A 15,894-nucleotide genomic window follows, 5' to 3' on the forward strand; every position below is an offset into this window, starting at 1 on the left:
ACTAAGCGCCTGCAAATCAGTAAGGGTGGAAACACTCGCAACCTGGGGCATGCCTGTTCTCCATTGGAGTCGGATTATCGGGGGATCGAAGTCGAAAGATTACTAAGAGGCGCACTGGGCTGGTCTATTTGGCAGCTTTCGGCCTATGGAAGGCCGACGAATGGGTGTGGGGACTGCTTCAGTTGATCAGCTAGTCAACGAGCCCAGATCTCGCAATAGATGAAAACCGCGCTAACTGTAGTCTTGGATCGCGATCTGGATATGAGTCGACTGAAGCCCTCAGCTTTCGCTTTTTGTCGATGTTCTTCCACCTTTCCGGTGGAACCGACGATCAGTTTCCATTCAGGAGCGGTGCCGTTTGGAGCTTTTCTCCAATTCGTAAGGTCGACGTCTATTTGCGACAGAGGAGACGGCCGGCACGCCACCGTATGAGGCATGTAGCCTAGGCGAGTACGACCATCGATCGCTTGTTGCGCTTGCTGCACGCTTGTGCACCCCGCGACTACTGTCGCCCCTAGCACCGCCAAGAACTGAATCTTGATCCGCATTTCTTTCCCCCGCCCAGACTGATCGCCGAAATACCACAAGCAGATATCGTCGAACTAGCCGCCCTTGGCCTTGGCGTAGGCGTTCGGCGCCGCTGACGGCTTATCGGCAAGTAGATTGGAATAGATGGCGCGCCGCATTTGTCGTAGGCTGGGACTCGTTCCTTCAGCGCGCAGCCCTTGCGCCCGACAATCTCAGTAAGCAGGACCGACAACGGACGATCGCCGCCTACCTCCAGCATCTCGAGCTTATCGTATTGCGCATGGATGTCGCATTTAATGGCGATGATGGTCTGCCGGCAGAAACCGCCGGTCGACAAGGAGCAGCGCGACGTGTGGCTCGGCCACGACGAGAAGCGCACGGCCAATGCCTATGAAGCATTGGATCCGGAACACCTGGCAGACTGCATGCAAGCGACCGAAAGGTCGTTGCAGAACTGCAAAAACACACCAAACGCGCCCTGTTTGACTGCAAGTCGCGACTTCAAGGTGGTTGTGGGAGGGAAGGCTTGAAACTGAAAGCCTTGGAAAGGAAGGGTTCGAATGGTGGGCGTGACAGGGATTGAACCTGTGACCCCTACGATGTCAACGTAGTGCTCTCCCGCTGAGCTACACGCCCATCCGACGCCGCGCATACACCACTTTTGTTTCGGCGCGTCAATAGCGAGAAACACCGAAAGAAAGCCGACATCCAAAATGTCGCGATGGCACTGATCCCTAGACAGAATATCGGCTGCCCTGGCGGTCGAATTCCTTCGTTGGCAGGGTGATCGGGAGACAATCCCAACCGGACTGGAGCCGAATCGACCACAATCATGCACAGGCGCACACAGACTTGCGCCTCCAAAATGGCCGCGATGTGTGTTGCGGTCGTGCCGGCCGCTCAGGCGGCGTGCAGCATCTTCTCGACTTCGTTGACGAGGTCGCGCAAGTGGAATGGCTTGGACAGCACCTTGGCGTCGCGTGGCGCCTTCGAATCGGGGTTCAGCGCGACAGCGGCGAATCCTGTGATGAACATCACCTTGAGATCCGGATCGATTTCCGTAGCCCGACGGGCGAGTTCGATGCCGTCCATCTCGGGCATGACGATGTCGGTCAACAGCAGCGAGAACGGCTCTTCACGCAGCCGCTCATAGGCGCTGGCGCCATTGTCGAAATCACTGACCTGGTAGCCCGCGCGCTCAAGCGCCTTGACCAGGAACCGGCGCATATCGTCGTCGTCTTCCGCCAGCAGAATGCGTGCCATTCTCGTCCCGTCCGAATCATCCCCCGAGATTGTGGAGGAACAATCCCGTTAACCATCACGTATATGGAATCGCGAGGGTAAACATCAAGTGAATGATGGGTGTCTATCCCTTGCGTTAAGCCGCCGAAACGCTGGACACGGCCCAAACACGGTGGCACGGTGGGGCCATGAGAGACGCGTTGCGATGGGTTCCTGAAATTTGACGTCGCCAGTCGAGGATTTTGCGGCCGTCCCGCCCTTCGAAGTCCGCTCGGGCGCAGAGCAGCGTGTTCCTTTCGTCTTTAATTCCCCGCACAGCGGCCGCCACTATCCCGATCGGTTCCTGGCGATGGCCAAGCTCGACCGAAGCACCATCCGCCGTTCCGAGGATTGTTATGTGGATGAACTGTTCGGTGCGGCGATCATGCTCGGCGCACCGATGCTGGCCGCCAATTTCCCGCGAGCCTATCTCGATGTGAACCGAGAGCCGTGGGAACTCGACCCACGCATGTTCGTCGAACCGGTGCCGCCTTATTGCAACATCCGCTCGGCACGCGTGGCTGGCGGGCTCGGCACCGTGCCGCGGCTGGTGGGGGAGGGCCTGGATATCTATGCCGCGCGGTTGCCGATCGCCGAGGCCTTCCAGCGCATCGAGCTGATCTACAAGCCCTATCACGAGGCGCTGAAACGGTTGATTGCCGGCACGCATGCCCGTTTTGGCTACGCGGTGCTGATCGATTGCCATTCGATGCCGGCCAGCGTGCGCACCAGCGACCAGGGCGTGCGCCCCGATTTCATCATCGGCGACCGTTTCGGCACGTCCGCTTCGGCGATGCTGACGCACGAGGCGATCTCGCTTCTCAGCGGCATGGGTTACACGGTCGCCTACAACAAACCTTATGCTGGCGGCTTCATCACCGAGCATTATGGCCGGCCGGTGCGCAATCTGCATGCGCTGCAGATCGAGGTGAACCGCGGACTCTACATGAATGAACGCACCTTCCAGAAGTCCGTTGGGTTCGATCCCCTGGCGCAGGATCTGGCGCGCTTCACGGCGGACCTGATGGCGGTACCGGATCACCACTTCCTTGATCTGCCGGAAGCGGCTGAATAGGGAATGGTGATGTATCGGTAGTGAGATGGTGAATGGTGTGACGACACAGTCTTGCCACCGCTCGCCATTTCGCTGCCCACGACCTCACTGCCCCATAAAAAAGGACCGCATCGTTGACACGACGCGGTCGAAGTCTAGGGAGGAAACGCCCAAGATGGGCATGGACAGGAGAACCTGTCCGCCTTCGAGGTTATTGTGCATTGCACAAAAGTCAATCTGATAATTAATTCAAAATGAAATAGGAAAGGATCGCCGCCCCGTGCGCGTGACATTCCCGCAACGCTTTTGTTAAGTACGCGCCAGGCACATAATCCGGCCCGGCAATTCCAGGAGAGGCACTTTGAACATTTCCCCCGACTTCATGCGGCGGATCGCCGGCGCAGCCGCGGCCGAGACCTTACCGCGCTTTCGCAGTCAGGGCGCCGTGGTCAACAAGCTCTCCGGCGGCTTCGATCCTGTCACAGAGGCTGATCGGGAGGCGGAGCGAGCGATCCGCGCGCTGATCGGCGCAGAGTTTCCGGATCACGGCATCCTTGGTGAGGAGCACGGCAGCGAGAACCTTGCCAGCCGGCATGTATGGGTGATCGATCCGATCGACGGTACCCGCGCTTTCATTTCCGGCCTTCCTGTATGGGGCACGCTGGTGGGGCTGACGGTCGACGGTGACGCGGTAGCCGGGCTGATGTCGCAGCCTTTCACCGGCGAATTGTTCTACGCCAATGCCGATGGCGCTTTCTATGAAGGGCCCGGCGGTCCGCGCAAGCTGGCGGCGCGCAAGACGACGAAACTGGAAGACGCGACGCTGTTCACCACCACCCCGGGGCTTTTCAAGGGCGAAGCGCGCAGCCGTTTCGACCATTTCGAGACCAAGGTGCAGTTGTCGCGTTACGGTACCGACTGCTACGCCTTCGCGATGGTGGCAGCGGGTACGGTCGACATCGTCGCCGATCCGGGGTTGAAGCCCTATGACATCGTGGCCCTGATCCCGATCATCGAGAAAGCAGGCGGCGTCATCACCACTTTCGATGGGCGACCGGCCGAGAATGGCGGCGATATCCTGGCGGCTGTAACGCCCGAACTGCATGAGGCTGCCATGGCGGCGCTGCGGGGCTGAGCGACGGATTCGTCGCGGTTTTCGAAGGTCTGACGGACTTTCAAAAGCCTCGAATTGACAGCCGAGGCCCTGCGCAGTTGATCAGAAGCCGTCGCAATCCTCGGCCAGGCGCTTCTGGTGGGCGTTGACGATCTTGCCGTCGGCGATGCGGTAGGTTTCCTGGTTGAGCGTGAGGCCTGGCTGGAAATCATAGCAGACGATCATCGTGATCGAGGTTTCGTCTTTTTCCTGCAGCCTGTGGCGTATCTCGGCGTTGGCCAGCACATCCTGAGACTGCTCCATATAGGCGATGAATTCCTCACGGCTCTGCGACTTGCCTGAGGCCTCCGTGTGAAAGACCGCGTTTGGCGCAATCAGGCCGGCAAGACCGGCAACGTCGGATTCCGAGAGACGTCGATACCATTCCCGCACCACGCGTTCCGGTTCATCGGCCTGCGCAGGGGCTGCCAAGGCACCGGCGAACAGCGAGCCAGCCAACACGACAAACTTCAGGGTGCGGGGCATCTTCGTCCTGTCTCGTGTTCCGTGTTTCAACCCGACGCTGCCTCTGGCTGCATCGCGCTGCCCGGTATGAAGGCGTCGAAAGCCGCCAGGAACTGCTCGCGGTAATAATCCTTCTCTTGCAGGATTTCGTGCTTGGCGCCGTCGATCATAACGAAGGAACCGAGCCGGACGTGGCGGGCGAAATGCTCGACCGCGCGGGTCGAGACGACGCGATCACTGCCGGCGCCGATGATCAAAGTCGGGATCTTCATCGCTGCCATGAATTCGGGGTCGCGCACGGTTTCCGCGGCGGCTGCGGCGGCGCGCAGCCAGCGAACCGTGGGACCACCCAGCGCCAGCTGCGGATAGGCCTGATACAGCCCGGTGTTGCGACGATAGCGCTCGGGATCGCTGGTCAGCAGATTGCGTTCGAATGGCGTCGGCAAGGCCTTGCGTGGTCCCCAGGCGGCGTAGAGCCGGCCAAGACCCAGACAAGTCAGGACACTGCCGAGGCGGCGCACGGTCGTCATCGAGACCCGCTGATCGGGCAGATCGAGAAATGGCGCGATCAACACCATGCGCTGCACACGGTTGACCATGTTGGCGCTGGCAAGCAACGCCACGAGAGCGCCGGCAGAATGCGCGAGGATGTAGTACGGTCCGCGGCAGTCGGGCAGGACCACTTCCGTGAACAGTTGCTCCAGATCCCTGGCATAGTCCTGAAAGCTTTTCACATAGCCGCGCTGCGGGTTCTTGAGCAGCCGGTCGGAGGCGCCCTGGCCGCGCCAGTCGAGCATAGCCACCCCGAAACCGCGGTCGGTCAGGTTCCGCACGGTCTCGAAATACTTCTCGATGCATTCGTTGCGACCTGGCAGGACCACCACCGTGCCTTTCAGCGGCCTGCCGGTGGCGGCAAACCTGGCGAAGCGGATCTGCTTGCGGTCGCGCGTGGTGAGGAAGCCGGAAAAGGCGTTTTCCGGGACGGGATTGCCGTCAAGTTCGTAGAAGAGATCCGTCATCGGGCGCTTCGAGTGTTCGCACCCGCGGGCGGGCCAACCATCAGGTGATAGAGGCTATCCGCTAAAATGCAAAGCAAATCCGGTGATGCGCCAGACCGCCAAAACGTCTGAAGCCGGAAGCGCGTGACGCAGCGCTTCCGGCTCCTGTCGACCCGGGAGGAAGGGACGTTGCACCCGGCTCGGCTTCGTCGCGGCGCTATTTCGCCGCTGATTTCGATGTTGGAATGAAGGTAGCGCCGGCCGTCTGAACGGCGGCAGAAGAGGTGGTTCATCTGCCGTTCATCTCAAACTAGCGCCTGGAACCTTGGTCGAATGCCTTGAAACCGCTTTCCGGCACCCCCAGATGTCCGTTGCGGCCGCCGATGTCGGGGTCGCTGGTTCATTGGAAACGCCTCCAGGGTTTCGCCTGAACCATCACGCAAACCATGTTGCTCAACAGGAGAACACACCATGCGTCATGTCGATTTTTCCCCGCTTTATCGCTCGACCGTCGGTTTTGACCGTCTGTTCACGATGCTGGATTCACTGGCTCAGCCTGAAGGCGGCCAGAGCTATCCGCCCTACAACATCGAGCGCACCGGCGAGGATTCCTACCGGATTTCCATGGCCGTCGCCGGTTTCTCGGATGACGAGATTTCGATCGAGGCCCACCGCAATGTGCTGACCATCAAGGGTGAGCGCAAGGACGAAGCCGATGGCGAAGGCTCGGAAGTGCTTTATCGCGGCATCGCCGCTCGCGCCTTCGAGCGCCGCTTCCAGCTGGCCGACCATGTCGACGTCGTCGGTGCTGCGCTCAAGAACGGCCTGCTTCACATCGACCTGAAGCGCAACATCCCCGAAGAGCTGAAGCCCCGCAAGATCGCGATTTCGGCTGCTCCGGCCAAGACCAAGCAGATCGAAGCCAAAGCGGCCAACTAAGTCGCCGGTTTCGGTAGATCTCCCTCCCGAGATGAAAGCGGCGCCTTGCGGCGCCGCTTTTTGTTGTGATCTGGGATGCCTGGGAGCCTACATGCCGCTTTTGCGATTGAGCGCGATGGCCCCGCAAATGATGGCGAGCGCGGCAAGCCCGCAGGCAGCAGCGAGATAACTCTCCTGAAAGCCGACGGCCTCGATCAGAGGCTGGCTGACGAGTGGCGAGGTGAAGTGGCCGATGAACATCGACGCTGTCGCCATGCCGGCCAGGCGCCCGCGAGTGGCCGAGCTGGCCTGCGTGATGATGCCGGACATCAGGTTGGGTATGGTGAGACCGAGACCCGCGCCGGCAATCGCCATCGCAAGCAGCACCGACGGCATCGTCGTTGAGAAGGCCACCAACACAAATCCCAGGGTCATCAGGCAAAGGCCCATGACGAAAATCGCCGGCACGGAAAGCCTGGCGCGCAGTCGGCCGTAGGCAAGTGCGGAACCCGCCATAACCAGATTGTGCAGACCGAGCGCAAAGCCGGCATTGCTTGCGGCACCGATACCGATCGCGCGCAGGTAGAAAGGCAACTGCGACGGGATGAAATAGAAGATCATGTTGACGAGGAAGGCGAGCACGCACAGGGCCGCGACCGGCAGCCAGCGAACCGCGTGTTCGGAGGGAGTGCCGATGGCCTGTCGACCGTCGGGCGTCGACCTCCCTGGTTCCGTCAGGAAAGCGATTGCGGCGGGGATGATGGCGAAAGCCACGGCATAGATCGCGAAAGGGGCACGCCAGTGATAATCGGCGAGAAGACCGCCCGCGGCGACGAAAACAACACCGCCTATGCCGGTGAAGGCCTGCTGCAATCCCAGATAACGCTCGCGCTCGCTGCCGCTGAAATAGTCGCCGACGAGCGCGGTGGTCAGCGTCATGATGCCGCCGATCGCGATGCCGAGCGCGGCGCGACCGGCAAGCAGCGCTGGCAGGCTGTCGATGAACAGGCCCGAAATACCGGAGAGTCCATAGAGCAGGATCGAGCCGATCAGCAGGCGCAGCCTTCCGTAGCGATCAGCGAGACCGCCGATTAGCGGCGCGCAGAACGCAACGAACAGGGCCGGCAGCGTCAGCACCATGCGGCTGAGCAGCTTGACACCGTCGACATCGGCAAAGTGCGCCTCGAGGGCCGGCAACGAGGGTGAGATCGTGGTGCCGGCCATGATCGTCAGGGTCGCGACCGTGAGCAGCGTTATCTTGCAGCCAATAACCGATCGCGCGCCCGTCGCCGGGACTATCGATTGCACCATTGTCATGCCTCGTCTCCATGCTTCTGGGCTGGCCCCCGTCCTTCATGGCGAGCGGTTGCTTCCCTATGACGTGTCCGGAACGCCGCGCTGTGGCCATTCGGACCGATCGGGCAGGGGTTTACAAGTTCAAGTGAACTTGAGGTCAAGAGGCTTCGAACGAATTCTGCCGGACCGGTTTCAGTTCCTGCCGGGAAGTTATGAAGCGAGGGTCAGGTCCTTTGCAGCGCGAGGTGCGCGCCCAGCCCGACCAGCAGCGCGCCGCCGGCGCGGCGCATCAGCCGCTGGGCGCCGCTGGAGCGTTTCAGACGCGTGACGATGACGCCGGCGAGCAGGACGCAGACGATGTCGGCGGAGGAAAAGATCAGGTTGGCGAGGCTGCCGAGGATCAGGAATTGCGCCCAGACCGGGAACGATGCCGAGGGATCGATGAATTGTGGCAGAAAGGCCAGGAAGAACAACGCCGTTTTCGGGTTGAGCACCTCGACGGTGATGCTCTCCACGAAAGCGCGGCGGCCCGATTTCGCACCAATGGCATGGGGGTTGATTTCACCGCCGTCCGACTTTGCGCGAAACATCGAGATGCCAAGCCAGACCAGATAGGCAGCACCTGCGAGCTTCACCAGCAGATAAAGAACGGGGACAGCGTGAAAGAGCACCGAGAGCCCCGCGGCTGCGGCGACCACATGCACCGTGCAGCCAAGATGGATGCCGGCTGCTGCCATGAAACCCGACCAGCGACCGCGCGCGATGGTCTGCGCCGTCGCGTACAGCATGGCAGGGCCTGGGATATAGGCGAAAACCGACGTCGTGATGAAAAAGGCGATGAGGAGCTCGGTGGAGGGCATGGGTTTTTCTCTGAAGCCGTCAGCTGACCGATTTTACACAAAACTCTGCCCGGGCCCATCATGGCAGATGAATTTCCGCCTTCATGAAGGTCACGGCCTTGCCGGTGATCAGCACACGATCGCCAGCGAGTTCACACAGGAGATGGCCGCCGCGTGCCGAAGCCTGGAACGCCGACAAACGAGTCTTGCCAAGCTTGCCTGCCCAGTGAGGAACAAGTGTCGCGTGGATCGAGCCGGTCACGGGGTCTTCCGGAATGCCGGCACCCGGCGCGAAATAGCGCGAAACGAAGTCGTAGGTGTTGCCCTTGCCGGTGATAACCAGCCCCTGCAGCTTCAAGGTCGCGATTTTCGCCAGATCCGGCGTGAAGGCGCGGACGGCCGCCTCGTCAGGCAGTTCGACGAAGATGTTCTCGAAATTGCGGAAGGCGTGGTGGTCGATATCGGCGAACAGTTCGTCGATCGGCGCTGGCAGGTCCGGCAGTGTTTCCGGGGGAAAGCTCGGCAGGTCCATGCGATAGCCGTCATCGACACGGGCAACACGCAGTTCGCCGACGCGCGTGGAGAACGTCATTTCGCCAACCGTGCCGTGATGCGCGGCAAGTACATGCGCGGTCGCCAGCGTGGCATGCCCACAGAACTCGACCTCATGCACCGGCGTGAACCAGCGCAGGTCCCAGCCCTTGCCGTTCGGTCGGGCAAAAGCGGTTTCGGCCAGATTGTTCTCGGCAGCGATGGACTGCATGGTCTCTGCAGCCAGCCAGTCGTCGAGAACAAGCACGGCGGCCGGATTGCCACCGAAGATCCGATCCGAGAAAGCGTCGACCTGATACATCACCGTCATGGCAGTTGCTTTCACTGCGTTTCAAGCCTTGAGTTGTTCGGCGAAGCGGTCGACATCCTTTTCGGTGGTGGCGAAGCTGGTCACGAACCGGTAGAGCGCTTCATTCTCGGCGATGTGACCGTCGAACCCATGCGGTTTGTGCCAGTCGTAGAACGCAGCTCCTGAAGCCAGAAGCCGCTCGGCCTTCTTCTTGTCGAGAATCGCGAAGACCTCGTTGGCCTGCGGCAGCCAGGCCAGCTTGGAGTTTTCGTCATCCTCGATCGCCGCTGCCAGGCGCCCGGCCATGGCGTTGGCGTGGTGCGCGGTTTCCATCCACAGTCCGTCCTTGAAATAGGCATCGAACTGGGCGGCGATGAAGCGCGATTTCGAGAACAGCTGCGCAGCACGCTTGCGCAGGAAAGCGAGCTCCTTGGCGCGATCGAGATCGAACAGCACGATCGCTTCCGCACACCAGCAGCCATTCTTGGTTCCGCCGAAGGACAGGATGTCGATGCCGCGCTTCCAGGTCATTTCGGCGGGGCTCGCCTCCAGCGAAGCGAGCGCGTTGGCAAAACGGGCGCCGTCCATATGCAGCGGCAGGCCGTAGCGGCTGGCGATCCTGGAAATGGCCTCGATATCCTCCAGTCCGTAGACCGTACCTGTTTCGGTCGACTGCGTGATGGAGATCGCCATCGGCCTGCCGGCATGAACGTTTTCTCCGGCAAAACGCTGGATCGCCTGCTCCAGGGCCGCCGGGTCGATGCGGCCAAGCGCACCGTCGACAGGCCGCAACCGCGAGCCGCCGGTGAAGTATTCCGGCGCACCGCATTCGTCTTCGACGATGTGCGATTCGCGATGGCAGAAGGTGATGCCGCCGGGTTTGTTGTAGGCGGTGAGCGAAAGCGAGTTGGCGGCGGTGCCGGTGGCCACGAAGAAGACCGCGACTTCGCGTTCGAAAATCTCGCTGAAGCGCTGAGCGACTGCCTTGTCGAGATCGCTGTCGCCATAGGCCGCAGCAAAGCCGGTGTTGTTCGCATTGAGTGCGGCGGCGACCTTGGGATGGGCACCGGCCCAGTTGTCGGAGGCAAAAAACATGCTTCGAGGCCTATTTCCTGGCAATTCGGGGAAGGCGCGAACCATGACGGCATTCCGAGCCACTCTGCAAGGTCCAGCACTGGCCGGATGTTTGGAGCCAGAGCTCGTTCGAGCGCTGCGCGTCCTCCTGGACGCGCGCTCTAACACCTTGATCGGGCGTATGATCCTTTCCGAAAACCGATTCCGAGTTTCGGGGTGATAGGCTATGCTGTCCGGCCAGAAAGTTTCTGTGGCGGCGGATCGCGCGTAATTTTCTTTCGCCAATCGGCTGAAAAATTTCCGAATCGGTCTTGTGTGGTGTCGGGATTTCTGTCATAGAAATTTAGGACAGCATTGCTGTCTTATTTACCGGTACCAACCAGGCTGGATTGGCGTAAGATAAGCGCCTGTCCGGCTGCCGCCACGAGTGGCGTGCGATGACAGGCCGAACCGCGGCCGGACGATACCCGGCATGGTTCGCCAGGATTTCGCGACAGGTGCGAGAAGTGTGGAGAGGGAAGTGTCAAGCTTCCCATGGAGAAGCAGCGCCCGAGTGGCGCAGAACAGAGGATAGGACGATGACGGAAGTGACGCCATCTGTGACGACGGTATTTGCCCCGGTTGCACAGACGAAAGCGGCCACCGTCAAAACCGCTCTGCGAACCACCACAAATCCGACTGCCGGACTGTTCGACCGATCGCCTTCGGCCCAGGGCATGTATGATCCGCGCAACGAGCATGACGCCTGCGGCGTCGGCTTCATCGCCCAGATGAAGGGCGTGAAGTCGCACCAGATCGTCAAGGACGGCCTGCTCATGCTGGAGAACCTCACCCATCGCGGCGCGGTGGGGGCGGATCCGTTGATGGGCGATGGTGCCGGCGTTCTCGTGCAGATCCCCGACCGTTTCTTCCGCGAGGAAATGGCCAAGCAGGACATCGAACTGCCGCCGGCCGGCCAGTATGGCGTTGGCCACTGGTTCATGCCGCGAGACCCCGAACTGCGCGCCCATGTCGACGCGATCATCACCGAGTCGGCGCAGTCGGAAGGCCTGCCGCTCATCGGCTTCCGCGACGTTCCGGTCGACAATTCCTCCTTGTCCAAGGCGCCCGATATCGCGGCCGCCGAGCCGTTCCATCGCCAGGTGTTCATCGGCCGCACGCCCGACATTGACAATGACGAGGAATACGAGGCGCGCCTCTATCTCCTGCGCAAGGTGATTTCGGGCCGCATCTATGCCGAGCACAACAACAAGGACATCGGCTCGTACTGCGTGTCGCTGTCGGCGCGCACCATCGTCTACAAGGGCATGTTCCTGGCCTACCAGGTCGGCGCCTACTACAAGGATCTGTCCGATCCGCGCTTCGAGACCGCGTTGATCCTGGTCCACCAGCGCTTTTCGACCAACACCTTCCCGTCATGGAAGCTGGCGCATCCTTACCGCATGGTCGCCCACAACGGCGAGATCAACACCGTGCGCGGCAACAACAACTGGATGGCGGCGCGCCAGGCCTCGGTCGATTCCGAGCTGTTCGGCAACAACATCTCCAAGCTGTGGCCGATCTCCTATGAAGGACAGTCGGACACGGCCTGTTTCGACAATGCGCTCGAGTTCCTGTTCCAGGGTGGCTACACGCTGGCGCATTCGATGATGATGCTGATCCCGGAAGCCTGGGCCGGCAACAAGTCGATGGATGCCGACCGCAAGGCTTTCTACGAATATCATGCGGCGCTGATGGAGCCGTGGGATGGCCCCGCCGCCGTCTGCTTCACCGACGGACGCCAGATCGGCGCGACGCTGGACCGCAACGGCCTGAGGCCGGCGCGCTACATCGTCACCGACGACGACCGTGTCATCCTGGCCTCCGAGGCCGGCGTGCTGCCGGTCGAGGAAAAGCACATCGTGCGCAAGTGGCGCCTGCAGCCCGGCAAGATGCTGCTCATCGACCTGGTCGAGGGCCGCATCATCTCGGATGAGGAGATCAAGAAGGAGATCGCCGCACAGCATCCTTACAAGGATTGGCTGAAGCGCACCCAACTGGTGCTGGAAGATCTGAATCCGGTGGAGCCGCGCGCGCTGCGCAAGGACGTGACCCTGCTCGATCGCCAGCAATCCTTCGGCTACAGCCAGGAAGACCTGAAGCTGCTGATGGCGCCAATGGCCGTCACCGGCCAGGAAGCGGTTGGCTCGATGGGCACCGACACGCCGATTTCGGCGATGTCGGACAAGTCGAAGCTGCTCTACACCTATTTCAAGCAGAACTTCGCCCAAGTCACCAATCCGCCGATCGACCCGATCCGCGAGGAACTGGTGATGAGCCTGGTGTCCTTCATCGGACCGCGGCCGAACATTTTCGACCTGGTCGGTTCCTCCCGCAAGAAGCGGCTGGAAGTACGCCAGCCGATCCTGACCAACGGCGATCTGGAGAAGATTCGTTCCATCGGCCATACCGAGGACCGTTTCGACACCAAGACCATCGACGTCACCTATTCGATCACCGAAGGAGCCGCGGGCATGGCGGGCGCGGTCGAGCGCCTGTGTGATCGCGCCGAAGCGGCGGTTGCCGGTGGCTACAACATCATCATCCTGTCCGACCGCCAGGTCGGCCCGGATCGCATCGCCATTCCGGCGCTGCTGGCGACGGCCGCCGTGCACCATCACCTGATCCGCAAGGGGCTGCGTACCTCGGTCGGTCTGGTCGTGGAATCGGGCGAGCCGCGCGAAGTGCACCACTTCTGCTGTCTCGCCGGCTACGGCGCCGAAGCGATCAACCCGTATCTCGCCTTCGATACATTGCTCGACATGCACAAGAAGGGCGAGATGCCGGAAGAGGTCGATGCCTCGGAAGTCGTGTCGCGCTACATCAAGTCGATCGGCAAGGGCATCCTCAAGGTGATGTCCAAGATGGGCATATCGACCTACCAGTCCTATTGCGGCGCGCAGATCTTCGACGCCGTCGGCCTGAAGGGCGATTTCATCGAGAAGTACTTCACCGGTACAGCGACCCTTATCGAAGGCGTCGGGCTCGACGAAGTTTCGGAAGAGACGGTGGCACGCCATGGTGATGCCTTCGGCGATGATCCCGTGCTGCGCACCACCCTGCAGGTTGGTGGCGAGTACATGTACCGCATGCGCGGCGAGGCCCACATGTGGACGCCTGACGCCGTGGCCACGCTGCAGCATGCCGTACGCAAGGGCTCATGGTCGACCTTCAAGGAATTCTCGCAGCAGATCGACAGCGAGACGGCACGTGCTCAGCAGATCCGTGGCCTTTTCCGCGTCAAGCTCGCTGAAGAGACCGGCCGCAAGAAGGTTGCCCTGGAAGAGGTGATGCCGGCGGCCGAGATCGTGAAGCGTTTCTCGACGGGCGCGATGTCTTTCGGCTCGATCTCGAGGGAAGCCCACACCACGCTGGCAATCGCCATGAACACGATCGGTGGCAAGTCGAACACGGGTGAAGGCGGCGAGGAGCCGGACCGCTATCTGCCGTTGCCGGGTGGCGGCCGCAATCTCGAACGTTCGGCCATCAAGCAGGTGGCGTCGGGCCGCTTCGGCGTGAGCGCCGAATATCTCGTCAACGCCGATATGATGCAGATCAAGGTGGCGCAGGGCGCCAAGCCCGGCGAAGGTGGCCAGCTGCCCGGCCATAAGGTTGACGCCACCATCGCCAAGGTTCGCCATTCGACGCCGGGCGTCGGCCTGATCTCGCCGCCACCGCATCACGACATCTATTCGATCGAAGACCTGGCACAGCTGATCTACGACCTGAAGAACGTCAACCCGGCCGCTGACGTGTCGGTGAAGCTGGTGTCGGAGGTGGGTGTCGGTACGGTTGCCGCGGGCGTCGCCAAGGCACGCGCCGACCACATCACCATCTCCGGCTATGACGGTGGTACCGGGGCCTCGCCGCTGACCTCGCTCAAGCACGCGGGTTCGCCTTGGGAAATGGGGCTGGCCGAGACGCACCAGACACTGGTGCTGAACGGCCTGCGTTCGAGGGTGGCGCTGCAGGTCGATGGTGGCCTTCGCACCGGTCGCGACGTCATCGTCGGCGCGCTGCTTGGCGCCGACGAATTCGGCTTCTCGACCGCACCGCTGATCGCTGCCGGCTGCATCATGATGCGCAAATGCCACCTCAACACCTGCCCGGTTGGCGTCGCCACCCAGGATCCGGTGCTGCGCAAGCGCTTCAAGGGCACGCCCGAACACGTCATCAACTACTTCTTCTACGTGGCGGAAGAGGTGCGCGAGCTGCTGGCTGAAATGGGTTACACCCATCTCGACCAGATCATCGGCGACACCGATCTTCTGGAAAAGCGTGAGGTCATCAATCACTGGAAGGCACGTGGCCTGGACTTCTCGAAGATGTTCTACAAGCCCGAGGCGCCGCGCGAGGCCGTGCACTGGACCGAGCGCCAGAAACACCCGATCGACGACGTGCTCGACCGCCAGATGATCGAACAGGCCAAGCCCGCTCTCGAGGCACGCCAACCCGTCGAGATCGCGCTGCCGATCCGCAATGTCGACCGCTCCGCCGGCGCCATGCTGTCGGGCGAGGTCGCCAAGCGTTTCAGGCACAAGGGCCTGCGCGAGGACACCATCAAGGTGACGCTGACCGGCACCGCCGGCCAGTCCTTCGGCGCCTTCCTGGCGCGCGGCGTGTCGTTCGAACTGATCGGCGCCGGCAACGACTATGTCGCCAAGGGCCTGTCTGGCGGCCGCATCGTCATCCGTCCGCCGGAAGACGCCAAGATCGTCGCCGAGGATTCGATCATCGTCGGCAACACCGTGCTCTACGGCGCCATCGAGGGTGAATGCTACTTCCGTGGCGTGGCCGGCGAACGTTTCGCCGTGCGCAACTCCGGCGCGGTAACAGTCGTCGAAGGCGTGGGCGATCACGGTTGCGAATACATGACCGGCGGCGTCGTCGTTGTCATCGGCAAGACCGGTCGCAATTTCGCGGCCGGTATGTCGGGTGGCGTCGCCTATGTGCTGGATGAAGAGGGCGATTTCGCGCTTCGCTGCAACATGGCCATGGTCGAGCTCGAGCCGGTCCCGGAAGAGGACGACCTGATGGAAAAACTGCTCCATCACGGCGGCGACATCGACCACAAGGGCCGCGTCGACGTGTCCGGCGACATGACCAGCCACGACGAGGAGCGCCTCTATCAGCTGATCTCGAACCATGTGCACTTCACGGGTTCGACGCGGGGCAAGGAGATCCTCGACAACTGGGCGAGCTTCCGGCCGAAATTCCGGAAGGTCATGCCGGTCGAATATCGTCGCGCGCTGCAGGAGATGGAGCGCGCCCGCATGAGCGTGGCGGCCGAATAGGCATCCGGTGAGCCGGGGAGCAGGCGCTTCCCGGCGCCCGTCACACGATACAGCCAATCATTGACCCGATCCCGCGGTTGCGCTTGCGGCCGGATGAGGATAACGGGTGCGGCG

At 61.7% G+C, this 15,894-nt stretch carries 12 protein-coding genes and 1 tRNA gene; 5 read left to right on the forward strand and 8 right to left on the reverse strand.

The window, feature by feature from the left end:
- Positions 1 to 824: 824 nt before the first annotated feature.
- The gene (locus tag ACFWYE_RS29470) at positions 825 to 1,058 is read left to right on the forward strand and encodes a hypothetical protein (protein ID WP_379066849.1); all 234 of its coding nucleotides are present in this window, start codon (positions 825 to 827) and stop codon (positions 1,056 to 1,058) included.
- Between the two features lie 31 nt (positions 1,059 to 1,089).
- Here ACFWYE_RS29470 and ACFWYE_RS29475 read toward each other — a convergent pair.
- Positions 1,090 to 1,164, reverse strand: a tRNA-Val gene (locus ACFWYE_RS29475).
- A 264-nt stretch (positions 1,165 to 1,428) separates the two neighbouring features.
- A complete protein-coding gene (cpdR, locus tag ACFWYE_RS29480) occupies positions 1,429 to 1,791 on the reverse strand; it encodes a cell cycle two-component system response regulator CpdR (protein WP_018429348.1) in 363 nt (120 codons plus the stop codon).
- Positions 1,792 to 1,990: 199 nt separating this feature from the next.
- On the opposite strand from cpdR, the gene ACFWYE_RS29485 reads away from it, so the two are divergent.
- Together ACFWYE_RS29485 and hisN are read left to right on the forward strand one after the other, a co-directional pair.
- Positions 1,991 to 2,884: an N-formylglutamate amidohydrolase gene (locus ACFWYE_RS29485; protein WP_379115571.1), complete on the forward strand. Its 894-nt coding sequence runs from the start codon at positions 1,991 to 1,993 to the stop codon at positions 2,882 to 2,884.
- A gap of 340 nt (positions 2,885 to 3,224) precedes the next feature.
- A complete protein-coding gene (gene hisN / locus ACFWYE_RS29490) occupies positions 3,225 to 3,998 on the forward strand; it encodes a histidinol-phosphatase (protein ID WP_379115572.1) in 774 nt (257 codons plus the stop codon).
- An 81-nt stretch (positions 3,999 to 4,079) separates the two neighbouring features.
- On the opposite strand, the gene ACFWYE_RS29495 is transcribed toward hisN, so the two are convergent.
- Positions 4,080 to 4,502, reverse strand: coding sequence for a nuclear transport factor 2 family protein (locus tag ACFWYE_RS29495; RefSeq protein ID WP_379115573.1), 423 nt, complete (start codon positions 4,500 to 4,502; stop codon positions 4,080 to 4,082).
- Between the two features lie 26 nt (positions 4,503 to 4,528).
- A complete protein-coding gene (locus ACFWYE_RS29500) occupies positions 4,529 to 5,500 on the reverse strand; it encodes an alpha/beta fold hydrolase (RefSeq protein ID WP_379115574.1) in 972 nt (323 codons plus the stop codon).
- A gap of 450 nt (positions 5,501 to 5,950) precedes the next feature.
- Between ACFWYE_RS29500 and ACFWYE_RS29505 the strand changes: the two genes are divergently transcribed.
- Complete coding sequence (locus ACFWYE_RS29505) at positions 5,951 to 6,418, forward strand: Hsp20 family protein (RefSeq protein ID WP_379066859.1); 468 nt, start codon at positions 5,951 to 5,953, stop codon at positions 6,416 to 6,418.
- An 87-nt stretch (positions 6,419 to 6,505) separates the two neighbouring features.
- Here ACFWYE_RS29505 and ACFWYE_RS29510 read toward each other — a convergent pair whose 3' ends face one another.
- From ACFWYE_RS29510 to ACFWYE_RS29525, 4 genes are all read right to left on the reverse strand, one after another.
- Positions 6,506 to 7,714, reverse strand: a complete 1,209-nt coding sequence (locus tag ACFWYE_RS29510; protein WP_379115575.1) for an MFS transporter — start codon at positions 7,712 to 7,714, stop codon at positions 6,506 to 6,508.
- 203 nt (positions 7,715 to 7,917) lie between these two features.
- On the reverse strand, positions 7,918 to 8,553 hold the full coding sequence (locus ACFWYE_RS29515) for a LysE family translocator (RefSeq protein ID WP_379066863.1): 636 nt from the start codon (positions 8,551 to 8,553) through the stop codon (positions 7,918 to 7,920).
- Positions 8,554 to 8,611: 58 nt separating this feature from the next.
- Positions 8,612 to 9,409: a PhzF family phenazine biosynthesis protein gene (locus tag ACFWYE_RS29520; RefSeq protein ID WP_379115576.1), complete on the reverse strand. Its 798-nt coding sequence runs from the start codon at positions 9,407 to 9,409 to the stop codon at positions 8,612 to 8,614.
- Positions 9,410 to 9,415: 6 nt separating this feature from the next.
- Positions 9,416 to 10,468 (reverse strand): threonine aldolase family protein, encoded by a 1,053-nt coding sequence (locus tag ACFWYE_RS29525; protein ID WP_379115577.1) that lies wholly within the window; start codon positions 10,466 to 10,468, stop codon positions 9,416 to 9,418.
- 557 nt (positions 10,469 to 11,025) lie between these two features.
- Here ACFWYE_RS29525 and gltB point away from each other — a divergent pair.
- Entirely contained in the window at positions 11,026 to 15,780 is a 4,755-nt protein-coding gene (gltB, locus tag ACFWYE_RS29530; protein WP_379115578.1) for a glutamate synthase large subunit, read from the forward strand.
- Positions 15,781 to 15,894 lie beyond the last annotated feature (114 nt).

It is taken from the genome of Mesorhizobium sp. NPDC059025 (assembly GCF_042739655.1).
Taxonomy (GTDB): domain Bacteria; phylum Pseudomonadota; class Alphaproteobacteria; order Rhizobiales; family Rhizobiaceae; genus Mesorhizobium.